The organism is Pseudomonas turukhanskensis (assembly GCF_027922365.1).
Taxonomy (GTDB): Bacteria; Pseudomonadota; Gammaproteobacteria; order Pseudomonadales; family Pseudomonadaceae; genus Aquipseudomonas; species Aquipseudomonas turukhanskensis.
On record NZ_BSFN01000002.1, the window covers coordinates 326,084 to 338,940 of the forward strand.

General features: G+C 60.9%; 11 protein-coding genes and 1 pseudogene. 9 read left to right on the forward strand and 3 right to left on the reverse strand.

The genetic code is table 11. The features are described 5' to 3' along the window. Positions 1-77: 77 nt before the first annotated feature. Positions 78-2,834 carry a response regulator gene (locus PKE98_RS05310; RefSeq protein ID WP_271194226.1) on the reverse strand — a complete coding sequence of 919 codons (2,757 nt, stop codon included), beginning with the start codon at positions 2,832-2,834 and terminating at the stop codon, positions 78-80. Positions 2,835-3,144: 310 nt separating this feature from the next. Between PKE98_RS05310 and cysM the strand changes: the two genes are divergently transcribed. The 6 genes from cysM to PKE98_RS05340 all read left to right on the forward strand — a co-directional run bounded on the left by cysM (position 3,145) and on the right by PKE98_RS05340 (position 9,838). After that, positions 3,145-4,053, forward strand: a complete 909-nt coding sequence (gene cysM, locus PKE98_RS05315) for a cysteine synthase CysM (RefSeq protein ID WP_271194227.1) — start codon at positions 3,145-3,147, stop codon at positions 4,051-4,053. A 2-nt stretch (positions 4,054-4,055) separates the two neighbouring features. Next, positions 4,056-5,408, forward strand: a complete 1,353-nt coding sequence (gene rlmD, locus PKE98_RS05320) for a 23S rRNA (uracil(1939)-C(5))-methyltransferase RlmD (RefSeq protein ID WP_271194228.1) — start codon at positions 4,056-4,058, stop codon at positions 5,406-5,408. Between the two features lie 78 nt (positions 5,409-5,486). Continuing rightward, positions 5,487-7,730, forward strand: coding sequence for a GTP diphosphokinase (relA, locus tag PKE98_RS05325; RefSeq protein WP_271194229.1), 2,244 nt, complete (start codon positions 5,487-5,489; stop codon positions 7,728-7,730). A 107-nt stretch (positions 7,731-7,837) separates the two neighbouring features. Next, entirely contained in the window at positions 7,838-8,686 is an 849-nt protein-coding gene (gene mazG, locus PKE98_RS05330) for a nucleoside triphosphate pyrophosphohydrolase (protein WP_271194230.1), read from the forward strand. 82 nt (positions 8,687-8,768) lie between these two features. Continuing rightward, complete coding sequence (locus PKE98_RS05335) at positions 8,769-9,308, forward strand: DUF2058 domain-containing protein (protein ID WP_271194231.1); 540 nt, start codon at positions 8,769-8,771, stop codon at positions 9,306-9,308. A gap of 107 nt (positions 9,309-9,415) precedes the next feature. Further along, positions 9,416-9,838 carry a DUF1810 domain-containing protein gene (locus PKE98_RS05340; RefSeq protein ID WP_271194232.1) on the forward strand — a complete coding sequence of 141 codons (423 nt, stop codon included), beginning with the start codon at positions 9,416-9,418 and terminating at the stop codon, positions 9,836-9,838. Between the two features lie 98 nt (positions 9,839-9,936). On the opposite strand, the gene PKE98_RS05345 is transcribed toward PKE98_RS05340, so the two are convergent. Beyond that, positions 9,937-10,380 carry a MerR family transcriptional regulator gene (locus PKE98_RS05345; RefSeq protein WP_271194233.1) on the reverse strand — a complete coding sequence of 148 codons (444 nt, stop codon included), beginning with the start codon at positions 10,378-10,380 and terminating at the stop codon, positions 9,937-9,939. Between the two features lie 91 nt (positions 10,381-10,471). Here PKE98_RS05345 and PKE98_RS05350 point away from each other — a divergent pair, with 91 nt between their 5' ends. From PKE98_RS05350 to PKE98_RS05360, 3 genes and pseudogenes are all read left to right on the forward strand, one after another. Continuing rightward, on the forward strand, positions 10,472-11,695 hold the full coding sequence (locus tag PKE98_RS05350) for an NADH:flavin oxidoreductase/NADH oxidase family protein (RefSeq protein WP_271194234.1): 1,224 nt from the start codon (positions 10,472-10,474) through the stop codon (positions 11,693-11,695). 120 nt (positions 11,696-11,815) lie between these two features. After that, positions 11,816-12,161 (forward strand): annotated as a pseudogene (locus tag PKE98_RS05355) (type II toxin-antitoxin system RelE/ParE family toxin). Beyond that, positions 12,158-12,478, forward strand: a complete 321-nt coding sequence (locus tag PKE98_RS05360) for a helix-turn-helix domain-containing protein (protein WP_271194235.1) — start codon at positions 12,158-12,160, stop codon at positions 12,476-12,478. The pseudogene PKE98_RS05355 and the gene PKE98_RS05360 overlap by 4 nt, the downstream one beginning before the upstream one ends. On the opposite strand, the gene PKE98_RS05365 is transcribed toward PKE98_RS05360, so the two are convergent. Beyond that, complete coding sequence (locus tag PKE98_RS05365) at positions 12,479-12,832, reverse strand: VOC family protein (RefSeq protein ID WP_271194236.1); 354 nt, start codon at positions 12,830-12,832, stop codon at positions 12,479-12,481. It lies immediately after the preceding gene. Positions 12,833-12,857 lie beyond the last annotated feature (25 nt).

Consider the following 12,857-nt stretch of genomic DNA (forward strand, 5'->3'; position numbering starts at 1 on the left):
TAAGAAAAACGAGGCCGGCATCTTATCACGGGCATTGCCGGCCGCCGGGGTGGGGCGGCCGGGTAGCGACAACAGGTTCAGCCGGTGAGCTTAACGGTATCGGCCAGGCGCACCATGGCCGCGTCCAGTTCATCCAGCGCGGCGCGGTAGGCCGGGTCAGCCTGCTTTAACAGGGTTTCGGTGCGCTGGCAGACGGCGCGCAGTTGCGGTACCCCACAGTAGCGCGTGGCGCCGTGCAGGCGGTGCACTCGCTCGATCAAGGCGGCGCGGTCGTCATTGTCACGGGCCTGGCGAATGGTTTCTCGGTCACCTTCCAGCGAAGCCAGCAGCATATTCAGCATGTCCGCGGCGAGGTCGGCCTTGCCGGCAGCCAGCCGCAGCCCCTCTTCTTCATCCAGCACTTTCTGGGTCGGCTGTGGTTGTGGGGGTTCCGCGATGCGCTCGGTGCCTTGATTGCGCATACCCAGGCCGGTCCATTTCAGTACTACTTGTGCGAGTTGGCGTTCGCTGATGGGCTTGGTCAGGTAGTCATCCATGCCGCCTTGCAGCAACGCGCGTTTTTCATTGGCCAGGGCGTGGGCGGTCAGCGCGATGATGGGCGTTGGCACCGCCTCCTGCTCAGCTTCCCAATGGCGGATCTGTTCGGTGGCCTGGCGCCCATCCATGCCGGGCATCTGCACGTCCATAAAGATCAGATCGAAGGTTTTGTGTTTGACCGCCTCCACGGCGGCAAAGCCGCTGTCCACCGCGGTTACCTCGGCGCCCATGTCGGTGAGCAGGGTATGCACCAACTTGAGGTTGGCGGGGTTGTCGTCCACGCACAGCAACCGCGGCGGCCGGCTGATCGGCGCCAGCGGTGCGTGCTCAGCGGGTTGATGGCGCGGGCCGAGCAGCTCGATCAAGGCGCGTTGCATTTTGCGCGTGCAGGCCGGCTTGGCTTGCAGCTGACTATGGGCGTCGGGCAGCGACTCGTGGTACAGCGCCTGTTCGGTCGTCGGGCACAGCACCAGGCTCTTGCAGCCAATACGCTCCAGGTCCCACACGCGCTGGCTGAGTTGCTCCGGCGGCAAGTCCTGAGAGGTGACGCCCAGCACGGCCAGGCTGACCGGGTTGTCGGTGTATTGCTGAGCGCTTACCGATGCCAGCAGGCTATCCAGATGCGGGTGATGCACCACCAACAGCCCGCAGTCTTCCAATTGGTGCTGCAGGGCCTGGCGGGCCAGTTCGTGCTGCTCAATCACGGCGACGGTGCGCCCGAGCAACGGCGCCTGCGGCTGGTCCTCGGCATCTTCGCGGGCTTTGGGCAGGCTGAGGCTGATCCAGAATTCCGAGCCTTCGCCCGGTGTGCTGGCAACGCCGATCTCGCCACCCATCTGCTCAATCAGTCGCTTGGAAATCACCAAGCCCAGTCCGGTGCCGCCGGCCTGGCGCGACAGCGAGTTATCGGCCTGGCTAAAGGCCTGGAATAAGGCCCGCAAGTCTTCGTCTGACAGGCCAATACCGGTGTCCTGCACGCTGATGCGCAGTTGCGCGCGTTCGCCATTGTCTTCCTCGACCATGGCGCGAATGGCGATGGTGCCTTCGCGGGTGAATTTGATCGCGTTGCTGACCAGGTTGGTCAGCACCTGCTTGAGGCGCTGGGGGTCGCCGATCAGGGCTACTGGCGTGTCGCGGTAAACCAGGCTGACCAGCTCCAGCTGTTTGGCGTGGGCAGTGGGCGCCAGAATCGTGAGGGCGTCTTGCAGTACATCGCGCAGGTTGAATGGAATATTTTCCAGCACCAATTTACCGGCCTCGATCTTCGAGAAGTCGAGAATCTCGTTGATGATGCCCAGCAGGCTGTCGGCGGATTTTTCGATGGTGCCCAGGTAATCCTGCTGGCGCGGGGTCAGCTCGCTTTTCTGCAGCAAGTTGGTAAAGCCGAGGATGCCGTTGAGCGGCGTGCGGATTTCATGGCTCATATTGGCCAGAAACTCCGACTTGATGCGGCTGGCTTCGAGCGCTTCTTTACGGGCGAAGTCCAGCTCGATGTTCTGGATTTCGATGGTTTCCAGGTTCTGGCGCACGTCTTCGGTCGCCTGGTCGATGCTGTGTTGCAGCTCCTCCTGGGCGTTCTGCAGGGTTTCGGCCATGCGGTTGATTCCCGAGGCCAGCTCGTCCATCTCATGGCTGCCCAAAGGCGGCAGGCGCGTTTCCAGGCGGCCCTCCTTTAATAGCGCCACGCCTTGCTTGATGCGCCGCAGCGGTTCGTTGATCGAACGGCTCATTTGCACCGCCAGCAGCGCGGTCACGCCCAGGCCGGTGATGATCAGCAAGAGACTGGCAAACAGGCTGCGATAGCCGCGCAGCAAAGTGCCGTGGTGCGACAGTTCGAGTTCGACCCAGCCCAGCAGGCGGTCGGGATCGTCTGCCACCGGGTCGCCAGACAGGCTGCGATGGCGGCCAAATATCGGCAACAAAAAGCGTGTGGCATCGTTGCCGCTACGCAGTAGCAGAAGGCGGTTATCGCCATCGGGCATCGGGTTGAGCATGCTCGGGCCGGCATTGGCCAGGCGAGAGTGGTCATCGGCGAGAAAGTGCACGGCGCGCACATCGGGCTGTTCCAGTGCCTCATTGGCGATGCGCTGCAGCAACGCCGCGTCGCTGCGCGCAAGAGCAGGGGCGGCGATAGGGGCCAGTTGCTCGATGGTCATCTGCCCGCGTTGCAGCAATTGCTCTTGCAGGTCCGAGAGCTGCATCCAGGTGAAATACCCGCCCAATACCAATGCCAGCAAGCTGGTTGGAAGCAGAGTGAGCAGCAGCACGCGGCCCTTGATGCTGAGATCCTTGAACACTTCACCCTCGCTGGAAACTTGGCCTGAGGCCCGTTCCGCAGTGTAGCGTCTGGGTAACGGCGAACAAAACCGGCGTTATCGATCGTAGGTTGGGTTGAGTGCAGCGAAGCCCAACAGAGCCTCACGATGTTCAGCTCAAGCCCGTGTGGTCCAAGCCTTGAAGACTTACCCAGAAGGTGCCCAAGAGGCAGGCCGCAATGTTGGGCTTCGCTTTTGGCTCAACCCAACCTACCCCAGGCGCCACGATCAGGAGGTGACGTGGCCGATTTCTCGTTATCATGTCGCCCCCGCAAGTTCGGATCGGTTTGCCATGACTACACCTATTACCTACCCAACCATTGCCGACACTGTTGGCAACACCCCTCTGGTGCGCCTGCAGCGCCTGCCGGGCAACACCAGCAACACGCTGCTGGTGAAGTTGGAAGGCAATAACCCCGCCGGCTCGGTCAAAGACCGCCCGGCACTGTCGATGATTACCCGCGCCGAACTCAGCGGTGCAGTGAAGCCCGGCGACACCCTGATCGAGGCTACTTCCGGCAACACCGGCATCGCCCTGGCAATGGTCGCGGCGATCAAGGGCTACCGCATGATTCTGATCATGCCGGACAACATGAGTGCCGAGCGCAAGGCCGCGATGACCGCCTACGGCGCCGAGCTGATCATCGTCAGTAAAGAAGACGGCATGGAAGGCGCTCGTGATCTAGCCGAGCGCATGCAGGCCGAAGGCAAAGGCATCGTGCTCGACCAGTTCGCCAACGGCGACAACCCCATTGCCCACTACAACGGTACCGGCCCGGAAATCTGGCGTCAGACCCAGGGCACCATCACCCACTTCGTCAGTTCCATGGGTACTACCGGCACCATCATGGGCACCTCGCGGTACCTCAAAGAGCAGAACCCGGCCATCGAAATCGTCGGCCTGCAACCGATGGAAGGCTCGGCCATTCCCGGAATCCGCCGCTGGCCGCAGGAATACCTGCCGAAGATTTACCAGGCCGAGCGGGTAGACCGCATCATCGACATGCTGCAGCGCGAAGCCGAAGACACCATGCGCCGTCTGGCCCGTGAAGAGGGAATCTTCTGTGGGGTTTCCTCCGGCGGCTCGGTAGCGGCGGCCTTGCGTCTGTCGCAGGAAGTGGAGAACGCCACCATCGTCGCGATCATCTGCGACCGCGGCGACCGTTACCTATCCACCGGCGTCTACGATGACCCTGTCTAACCATGGCTAAGAAAACCGGTGGGCTGCGCTTTCAACCAAGCGGCGGCACACGTGCGGTACAGATTCCGGTTGGCAAGAAACAGCGCCTGACGATCGAGCGCCTGGCCAACGACGGCCGTGGTATCAGCTTTTTTGAAAACCGCACCTGGTTCGTGGCCGGCGCCTTGCCCGGCGAGATGGTGGAAGCGCGGGTGCTAGGCGCCCGCAGCCAGATCGTCGATGCCCGTGCCGAGCGCATTCTGGTGGCAGCCGCTTCGCGCCGGCCGGCGCCGTGCCGGCATGCGTCGGTGTGCGGCGGTTGCAGCCTGCAGCACATGCCCCATGAGCAGCAGTTGCTGCTCAAGCAACAACAGTTGAACGACCAGCTCACTCGCATCGCAGGTGTACAACCGGACGAATGGGCGCCGCCTTTGGTCGGTCCGGAATTCGGTTACCGGCGCCGCGCCCGCATTGCCGTGCGCTGGGACGTCAAGGCCAAACGGCTGGACGTGGGCTTTCGCGCCGCCGCCAGCCAGGACATCGTTTCCATCAGCGAATGCCTGGTGCTGGTACAGCCCTTGCAGTCCATCGTGCAGGTGTTACCTGAGGTCTTGCGCCGTTTGTCCAAGCCCCAGGCGCTGGGCCACGTCGAATTGTTCAGCGGTACGGCCAGCGCCGTTTTGGTGCGCCATACCGCGCCATTGCCAGAGCCCGACGTTGCACTGCTTCAAGCCTTTTGTGCCGAGCACCAGGCGCAGCTGTGGCTGCATGGCACGGACGAACCGCAACCTTTTGATACCACCCAGGTACTGGGGTACCGGTTGGCCCAGTGGGATTTGCAGCTAGCCTATCGCCCCGGTGATTTTGTGCAGGTGAACGCGCCGGTAAACGAGGCCATGATCGCTCAGGCGCTAGACTGGTTAGCACCGATGGCCAATGAACGGGTGTTGGACCTGTTTTGCGGGCTGGGCAATTTCAGCCTGCCGCTGGCGCGTCAGGTGCAGGAAGTGGTGGCGGTAGAGGGCGTGCAAGTGATGGTCGATCGGGCGGCGAGCAATGCCCTGGCCAATGGTCTGGGCAACGCGCACTTTTTCCAGGCCGACTTGTCGAACTCGCTTGCCGATGCCCCCTGGGCTGCACAAGGTTTTTCCGCTGTACTGCTGGACCCCCCGCGAGACGGCGCGTTACAGGCCGTGGAGGGGCTGGCAAAGCTGGGTGCCAAGCGCGTGCTGTATGTGTCTTGCAACCCCGCCACACTGGCCCGAGACACGGCGGTGCTGGTGCAACAGGGTTACCGGCTAAAACGTGCCGCAATCCTCGATATGTTTCCACAGACGGCACATGTCGAGGCGATGGCGTTATTTGTGGCGGACTAGGATGTTCGCGTAACCGACTGACCCGCAGAGGTCAGCGATATTCGGCGTGTGGACTGCGCGTCGTAGGGAAGGTAAACGATGGTACAGGTTAGAGCGCAGCAACCGATCAACACGGATGGCAGCATCAACCTAGAGGCCTGGCTCGATCATGTGTTGAGCGTCGACCCGGCGCTGGATCGAGAGGCCCTCAAAGCCGCGTGCGAATTCGCCCGCGAAGCCGAGCAGCAAGCCAATGCTGCCCAGAACCTGTGGACCGAAGGCACCTCCAGCTTTCGCACGGGCCTGGAAATCGCCGAAATTCTAGCCGACCTCAAACTCGACCAGGACTCACTGGTAGCCGCCGTGGTTTATCGCGGCGTGCGAGAGGGCAAGATTCCCCTGGCCAACGTGCAGCAACGCTGCGGTGCGGTGGTGGCCAAGCTGATCGAAGGCGTGCTGCGCATGGCCGCCATCAGCGCCAGCCTCAACCCGCGCGAGTCGCTGGTGCTGGGCACTCAGGTGCAGGTGGATAACCTGCGCAAAATGCTCGTGGCCATGGTCGACGACGTGCGCGTGCCGCTGATCAAGCTGGCCGAACGGACGTGCGCGATTCGCGCGATCAAGAACGGCGACGACGAAAAACGCCAGCGCGTGGCCCGCGAAGTGTTCGATATCTATGCGCCGCTCGCTCACCGTCTGGGTATCGGCCATATCAAATGGGAGCTGGAAGACCTGTCTTTCCGCTACCTCGAGCCCGAGCAGTACAAACAGATCGCCACTTTGCTGCACGAGCGCAGGCTGGACCGCGAGCGCTTTATCACCGACGTGATGGCGCAGCTCAAGGACGAACTGGCCGCCACCGGCGTGCAGGCTGATATCAGTGGCCGGGCCAAACACATCTATTCCATCTGGCGCAAAATGCAGCGCAAAGGCCTGGCCTTCAGCCAGATCTACGACGTGCGCGCCTTGCGTGTGCTGGTGCCGGAAATGCGCGACTGCTACACCGCGCTCGGTATTGTCCACACCCTGTGGCGACACATTCCCAAAGAGTTTGACGACTACATCGCCAACCCCAAGGAAAACGGCTATCGCTCGCTGCATACCGCGGTCATCGGTCCGGAAGGCAAGGTGCTGGAAGTGCAGATTCGCACCCACGCCATGCACGAAGAGGCAGAACTTGGCGTCTGCGCCCACTGGCGCTACAAGGGCACGGACGTCAAATCCGGCTCCAATCACTACGAAGAGAAAATCTCCTGGCTGCGCCAGGTGCTGGAGTGGCACGAAGAGTTAGGCGATATCGGCGGCCTGGCCGAGCAGTTGCGGGTGGATATCGAGCCCGACCGCGTTTACGTGTTCACGCCTGACGGCCATGCCATTGACCTGCCCAAGGGCGCCACACCGCTAGACTTTGCCTACCGCGTGCACACCGAAATCGGTCACAACTGCCGCGGCGCCAAGATCAACGGCCGCATCGTGCCGCTCAACTACAGCCTGCAAACCGGCGAGCAGGTTGAAATCATCACCAGCAAGCAGGGCGTGCCGAGTCGGGACTGGTTGAACAGCAACCTGGGTTACGTCACCACCTCGCGGGCGCGGGCCAAGATCGTTCACTGGTTCAAGCTGCAAGACCGCGACCAGAACGTGGCAGCCGGCCGGACCATGCTGGAGCGCGAATTGGCGCGCCTGGCGCTGCCCAGTGTCGACTTCGACAAGGTGGCCGAAAAAGCCAACATGCGCACCGCCGAAGACCTGTTCGCCGCGCTGGGCGCTGGCGACTTGCGCCTGGCACAAGTGGTTAACGCGGCCCAGCAACTGGTTGAACCGGAGCGTGGCAACGAACAGCTGGAACTGATTCCGCGTCGCCATACGGCTTTCAAACCGGGCAAGCGTGGCGATATCCAGATTCAGGGCGTCGGCAACCTGCTTACGCAGATGGCTGGGTGCTGCCAGCCGCTGCCGGGCGATGCCATCGTGGGCTATATCACCCTGGGCCGTGGCGTGAGCATTCACCGTCAGGACTGCGCCTCGGTGCTGCAATTGGGTGGCCGTGAGCCGGAGCGCATCATTCAGGTGAGCTGGGGCCCGGTGCCGGTGCAGACGTACCCGGTCGACATCATCATTCGCGCCTACGACCGCTCCGGTCTGTTGCGCGATGTGTCGCAGGTGCTGCTCAACGAGAAAATCAACGTACTGGCGGTCAACACCCGTTCCAACAAGGAAGACAACACCGCTGCCATGTCGCTGACTATCGAGATTCCGGGCTTGGATGCGTTGGGCAGATTGCTCGGCCGCATCTCGCAGCTGCCGAATATCATCGAAGTGCGCCGCCACAGAACCTCGTAACACCGCGGTCCTGTAGGAGCGGCTTCAGCCGCGATGCTCTGGAAGTTCAACAGCATCGCGGCTGAGTTCGCTCCTACAAGTGCGCTTACCGGCCAAGGATCTTCTCCATGTACCAACTCCCCGACCTTCTGCACCTGATGGCCCGCCTTCGTGACCCGCAGTACGGCTGCCCGTGGGACTTGCAGCAGAGCTACGCGACGATCGTGCCGCACACAATCGAAGAAGCCTACGAAGTGGCCGATGCCATTGAGCGCAACGACTTCGAACAGTTGCCCGGCGAATTGGGCGACCTGCTGTTTCAGGTGGTGTATTACAGCCAGCTGGCCCATGAAGAGGGGCGCTTCGAATTTGCCACGGTGGTCGATGCCATCACCCGCAAGCTGGTCCGTCGCCACCCGCACGTATTTCCCGACGGCGACCTGTACGGCGCGCCGGATATGCCGCGCTTGAGCGAAGCCGCCGTAAAGCAGCGCTGGGAAGAAATCAAAACCCAGGAGCGTGCCGAGAAAGCAGCGGCACCTGAGCAACTGTCGCTGCTGGACGATGTGCCAACCACGCTGCCGTCACTGTCGCGCGCCGCCAAGCTGCAAAAACGCGCCGCCCAGGTCGGCTTCGACTGGCCCGAAGCGTTGCCGGTGGTGGACAAGGTGCGCGAAGAGCTCGACGAAGTGCTGGAAGCCATGAGCGCCAACGACGAAGAAGCGATGGCCGAAGAGATTGGGGATCTGCTGTTTGTGGTGGTCAACCTGGCGCGGCACCTGAAGGCCGACCCGGAAACCGCGCTGCGTGCCGCCAATGCCAAATTCGAACGGCGTTTTCGCTTTATCGAACAGGTGCTGCGCGAGCAGGGCCGTGATATTCAGGCGTGCAGCCTGGAAGAACTGGATAGCATCTGGGGCCAGGCCAAACACGCCGAGCGTCAGGTGGTCACGTGCGACACCGGCAGCTGTGGTTAAGTCGGCCGGGTAGGTTTTATGCCCCGGCTTGTGGAAGAATAACGGCGTTTTTTACCAGTGCCCTTGAGAGAGTCGTCTACGAATGAGCATGTCATTGCGTGACCAGTTGCTGAAAGCCGGCCTGGTCAACGAGAAGCAGGCCAAACAGGTCAGCAAGGAAAAGCAGAAACAAAAACGCCTGGAACACAAAGGCCTGGTTGAGGTGGACGACACCCAGCAGCGCATCGCCCAGGAAGCCAAGGCCGAGAAAATCGCCCGCGACCAGGAGCTCAATCGCCAGCAGCAGGAAAAAGCGCAGAAAAAAGCCGAAGCCGCGCAGGTCAAACAGCTGATCGAACAAAGCCGCCTGCCCAAGCTGACCACCGAGGACTATTACAACTTTGTCGACGACAAGAAGGTCAAGCGCATCTCCGTCAACGCGTTGATGCGCAACAAGCTCAGCAGCGGCTCGCTGGCCATCGTGCAGCACGGTGGCAGCTACGAAATCATTCCCCGTGAAGCGGCGCTGAAAATTCAGGAACGCGACCCTCGGCGCATCGTGCAGCTCAATGTACAAACCGAAGAGGACGACGCCAACGATCCGTACGCGGCGTACAAGATTCCTGATGATTTGATGTGGTAATCGACGACGTTCATGTCCTGCGATGTTAAATAGCCAGCAATAAAATTCGCACGCTCCGCAAACAGCTCGGTCAAAGCCCCTAGACCACTATTTGCGGAGCCTGACAGATGGCCGATCCTTATAACTTGCAACGTTTCGTCGACGCCCAGGCGTCCACCTACGAACACGCCCTGGCCGAACTTGAGGCCGGCAAGAAACAAAGCCACTGGATGTGGTTTATCTTTCCCCAGCTCGAAGGCCTCGGTCATAGCGCCAACGCTCAGCGCTACGGTATTTCCGGGCTGGACGAAGCCAACGCCTACGTCACCCACCCCATTCTGGGGCCGCGCCTACACGCTTGTGCCGAGGCGTTGCTCGCCTGGAGCCAACGCACGGCGCGGGAAATTTTCGGTTCGCCTGACGATATCAAGCTGTGCTCGAGCATGACCCTGTTCGCCACGCTGCCGCCCGAGAACAATGTGTTCGCCCAGGTGCTGGAGCATTTTTTTGAAGGGCATGCGGACCCGCTGACGTTGGCGCGGGTGGGGTAGGGTGTACGTTTGATCGACTGTTTCGGCTGGCTGAAGGTTAAAGGGCACACGTTGTAGGAGCGGCTTCAGTCGCGATTCTGCAAACGATGAACAAACAGTTATTTACCTTCGTGCTGACCAGCCTGCGCCTCACTACAGGTCCCCTCCCGCATCTGCGCCAACACCCGCTCGGCATTGCCATCACAGCCCATGCCTTCCGGACGGTTTTCGATGTTGGTGATGATCTCCAGCAGCCGCGCCTTGTTCTGCGCCAAGCGCTCCTGCATGGCTTCAATTTCGGCCACTTTGCGTTGCAAGCTGCCGAGAATTTCGTCGTGCTTCCAGCCCGCTTCGTTGTTGTCGGGCAGGAACCGGCGGATTTCTTCCAGGCTAAAGCCTGCACGCTGGGCGTTGAGGATGATTTCCAGGGTATGCACGGCATGCGCCGGGTAGTGGCGGTAGCCGTTGGCGTGGCGCTGGGCGGCGATCAAGCCGCTGGCTTCGTAGAAGCGGATGCGTGAGGGCGCAAGGTTGGTGCGTTGGGCCAGTTCGCCGATTTTCATAGATGGTTTCCAGAAGGGTATTGACCTTAAAGCTGACTTTAACCTTAGGCTCGCCTCATCTGCCAAGAACATTTTCCTTTCGGAGCTTGAGATGACTGCCTTTTCACCCCTGCAATTACCTAACGGCACCACTGTCGCCAACCGTATCGCCAAAGCTGCCATGGAAGAAAACCTGGCCGACGCCGAGCAGGGCCCCTCCGCCGAGCTGCTGCGCTTGTACCAGGCCTGGGCGGACGGCGGGGCCGGGTTGATTCTGACCGGCAACGTGATGGTCGACCGCCGTGCCATGACCGGCCCCGGCGGTGTGGTGCTGGAAGATGCGCGGCAGCTGGACAAGTTTCGCCAGTGGGCGCGCGTTAGCCGCAGCCAGGGCGCGCAGGTCTGGATGCAGCTCAACCACCCCGGCCGGCAAATGCAGGCCAGCCTTGGCCAACAAACCGTGGCACCGTCGCCGGTGTCGCTGCAATTGGGCGGTATGTCGAAGATGTTCGCCGAGCCCAAGCCCATGAGCGAGGCGGATATTGCCGAGCTGATTCAGCGTTTCGCCACCGCTGCTCGGTTGGCCGAGCAAGCCGGCTTTAACGGCGTGCAGATTCACGCCGCCCACGGCTACCTCTTGAGCCAGTTCCTGTCGCCGCTGAGCAACCAGCGCAGCGATCGCTGGGGCGGCAGCCTGGAAAACCGGGCGCGGTTGCTGGTTGAGGTGGTGAAAGCCGTAAGGGCCGTCGTGGCGCCGCAATTCTGTGTAGCGGTAAAACTCAACTCGGCCGACTTCCAGCGCGGCGGCTTTGATGCCAGCGACGCGCTAAAGGTAGTGGAACTGCTCAACGAGCTGCCGGTGGATCTGGTGGAGCTTTCCGGAGGCAGCTACGAGGCGCCGGCCATGCAGGGCGAAGCCCGCGACGGTCGCACGCTGGCGCGCGAAGCCTACTTTCTCGAGTTTGCCGGCGAGATCGCCAAGTCGGCGCGCATGCCGGTGATGGTCACTGGCGGCATTCGCCGTTTGCCGGTTGTAGAGCAGGTGCTTGCCAGCGGCGTCGCCATGGCCGGTATCGCTACTGCTCTGGCCATCGACCCAGCGTTGCCCAAGCGCTGGCAGGCCGGCCAGGCAACCAGCCCGGAACTGGCGCCGATCACCTGGAAGAACAAGGTGTTTGCCTCACTGGCTTACATGGCCGTGGTCAAATTTCAGCTGCGCCAACTGAGTCGGGGTGACCACACCAATCCAGGTGTCTCGCCGCTGTGGGCGCTGGTGCTGGAACAGGTCAAAACGTTGCGGCGTACTAAGCAATACAAGCGGTGGATGGCTAACTAGGGGCTTTCGGGGCTATTTCATGTAGCCCAATTCCGAGCAGTTGGTTTTGGGCTATTCAGGATCTGTGCTTGACAGGCACCATGCGCACTCTAAAAATATACACAAGTTGCGCATACTTATATGAAGGCTATTTTTGTAGAGATGCCCTCGTTTTCCCGCCATCGCCGCGCTTACTTGGATGACCAAGCGTTCGCAAATTTTCAAGAGTCGCTGATGCAGAATCCGGAAATGGGCGATGTAGTCGCCAACTCCGGTGGGCTACGCAAGGTGAGATATGGTGACGCCTTGCGCGGGAAAGGCAAACGAGGAGGGCTGCGAGTTATTTATTACTGGTGGCTGGGTGGAGAGCAGTTTTTGGCTGTTTTCCCTATACAACAAGGACGAGTTGGAGGACTTGAATGATGAGCAGCGCAAACTGTTGAAGCAACGACTGCAACTTGAAATGAAAGCGAGAACGCCGCTATGACCAAGAAACGTGATCTTTTTGCAGAGCTGATGGAAGGTTTTGACGCGTTGATTTTGGAGCGCGAAGGCAAGATCACCCTGCGCACTCACCATGTCGAGATCAAGCCGCTTGCTCCAGCTTCTGCCGAAGAAATTATCGCTGTGCGCAAGAAACTGAATATGTCCCAGCCTGTGTTTGCTCAGCACCTGCACGCGACCCCTGGCACGGTTAAGAACTGGGAGCAAAATCGTGCCAGGCCCAACGCTCAGGCGACTGTGTTGATTCGTTTACTGGATGCCTATCCCGAAACTGCAAAGCACTTGGCACAACTCGCCTGATTACTCAGCCGACCACACCGCCAACTCATACCCATCCAGATCCCGAAACTGAAAGCGGCGCCCACCTGGGAAGGCGAACACTGCCTTGCTGACGGTGCCACCCGCTTTCTCCACGCGTTCTTGCGTGGCGGCAAGATCCTCGCCATACAAAATTACTAACGGGCCGCCCGGGCGTACGGGTTCGCCGGTGGTAAAGCCGCCGGTCAAGCGACCGTCCGTGAACTCGCAGTATGTGGGGCCGAAGTCGGTGAAGGTCCAGCTGAACACCGCGCCGTAAAAAGCTTTGCTGCGCTGGATATCGGCGACGTTGAATTCGATATTGTCGATCTGCCGGTCATTGCCTCGAATGCCCATGGTGCTGTCCTTATTGGTGCGCGAC